Below are 2,025 nucleotides of genomic sequence, written 5' to 3' on the forward strand. Positions count from 1 at the left end.
GCGCGGTCGCGGAGAAGCTGGCCACGTCACGCCGGGAGATCCCCGAGGCGACGGTGTGGGTCGACGTCGACGCCACCGACTTCCTCGCCGCACGGGCCGCCATGCCCTCCGTCTCGCTCCTCGCGCTGCTGGCCCGGTTCACCGTGCTGGGGCTCCGGAAGTTCCCGGAGCTGAACTCGCGGGTCGAGGGTGACGAGGTCGTGGTCCTCGACCAGGTGCACCTCGGCTTCGCCGCCCAGACCGAGCGGGGCCTGGTGGTGCCGGTGGTGCGGGACGCGCAGTCGCTGACCACCACCGGGCTCGCGTCCGCCATCGCCGCGCGCACCGCGTCGGCGCGCGAGGGCAAGCTCGCGCCCGCCGACATGACCGGTGGCACGTTCACGGTCAACAACTACGGCGTGTTCGGCGTGGACGGCTCGGCTGCCATCATCAACCACCCGGAGGCCGCGATCCTCGGCATCGGCCGCATCATCGACCGACCGTGGGCGGTGGCCGGTCAGCTCGCGGTGCGCAAGGTCGCCCAGCTGACGCTCGCCTTCGACCACCGGGTGTGCGACGGCGGCACGGCGGGCGGCTTCCTGCGGTTCGTGGCCGACTGCGTGGAGTCACCGGTCACGGCCCTGGCCGACCTGTGACCCCGACCGCGTGACCTGGGAGGACATCACCCGCCGACGACGTCGCGCACGCGGTCGTCAGCCTCGTCCTCCGACGGCGAAACCCGGACGACGGCCGGCCGGGAGTTCCGTAGGTTGACCGACGTGACCACACCCGACTACCCCGTTCGGACCCGACGCCTGACCCTGCGCCCGTTCACCCCCGACGACCACGCCGCGCTGCACTCGTGGATGTCGCGCCCGGACGTCGTGCGGTACCTCTACGGCGAGGCCCGCACGCCCGACGAGACCGCGGGCAGCCTGGCGTTGAAGGCGGCGGTGACGTGGCCCGCGAAGGAGGGCGACCACCTCGCGCTCGCCGTGGAGAAGGACGGCGAGGTCATCGGCGAAGCCGTGCTCAAGTGGCTCAGCGAAGCCCACCGGCAGGGCGAGGTCGGCTACATCCTGCACCCCGACCACCACGGCCGCGGCTACGCCACCGAGGCTGCCGCGGCCATGATCGACCTCGGCTTCACCCACCTCGGCCTGCACCGGATCGTGGCGTCCTGCGACGCGTTCAACGAGCCGTCGTGGCGGGTGATGGAACGGCTGGGCATGCGCCGCGAAGCGCACTTCCGGCACAACGAGGTGTTCAAGGGCGAGTGGGGCGAGGAGCTGATCTACGCCATCCTGGAGGACGAGTGGCACCGGATGGCGGACACCTCGTGGCGGCACGGCGGCGCATGATGGCCCGATGCAGAGGTTCACGGAGGACAGCGGCGCCTACGAGCACTGGTTGGCCGAGCACCAGGACCAGTACGTCATCAACGCCGAGCGCAGCCTGAACCCGGCGAACCTCGTCCTGCACCGCGCCTCCTGCGGCACGATCAACGGCACCCCGGCCCGCGGCACCACCTGGGTCGGCAGCTACGTGAAGCTCGTCGGCGCACGGGCGGAGCTGGAAGCCGAGCACCCGACCGCCCGCCCGTGCCGCCTCTGCCTGGTGCACGGCTGACCCGCGGCCCGCGCGGAGGGCATCATCGGAGCATGTCGAGCCGGTCGGTCTGGTACGTCAGCTACGGGTCGAACATGCACGCCGCGCGGTTCGCGTGCTACCTCGGCGGGGGTACGCCGGTCGGTGCGGCGCGCGGTTACCCGGGCTGCCGGGACGCCGCCCCGCCGCTCGACAGCAGGGCGTGGGAGGTGCCCGGCGGGATCTACTTCGCCACCCACTCGCCCGTGTGGCTCGGCGGCCGGGCGTTCTACGACCCGGACCTGCCCGGCACCGCGGCCGTCCGCGCCTACCTGGTCACCACCGCGCAGTTCTCCGACGTCGCCGCGCAGGAGATGTACCGCGACCCCGGCGTCGACCTCGACCTGACGGCGGTGCCGGCGGGCGGCAGGCACGCGCTCGGCCCCGGCCGCTACGAGA

3 protein-coding genes and 1 pseudogene are annotated in these 2,025 nt (G+C 72.7%); all 4 read left to right on the forward strand.

What is annotated here, in order from left to right:
- Nucleotides 1-635, forward strand: a 635-nt coding sequence (locus AB0G02_RS37055) for a dihydrolipoamide acetyltransferase family protein (protein WP_360804223.1), incomplete at its 5' end; no start/stop codon positions are given.
- Nucleotides 636-758: 123 nt separating this feature from the next.
- A complete protein-coding gene (locus AB0G02_RS37060; protein ID WP_360804226.1) occupies nucleotides 759-1,340 on the forward strand; it encodes a GNAT family N-acetyltransferase in 582 nt (193 codons plus the stop codon).
- Between the two features lie 7 nt (nucleotides 1,341-1,347).
- The gene (locus tag AB0G02_RS37065; RefSeq protein WP_360804229.1) at nucleotides 1,348-1,608 is read left to right on the forward strand and encodes a hypothetical protein; all 261 of its coding nucleotides are present in this window, start codon (nucleotides 1,348-1,350) and stop codon (nucleotides 1,606-1,608) included.
- 32 nt (nucleotides 1,609-1,640) lie between these two features.
- A pseudogene (locus AB0G02_RS37070) lies at nucleotides 1,641-2,025 on the forward strand (histone deacetylase); the annotation flags it as partial.

Origin of the sequence: Actinosynnema sp. NPDC023658 (assembly GCF_040639995.1) — a bacterium.
Lineage (GTDB): Bacteria > Actinomycetota > Actinomycetes > Mycobacteriales > Pseudonocardiaceae > Actinosynnema.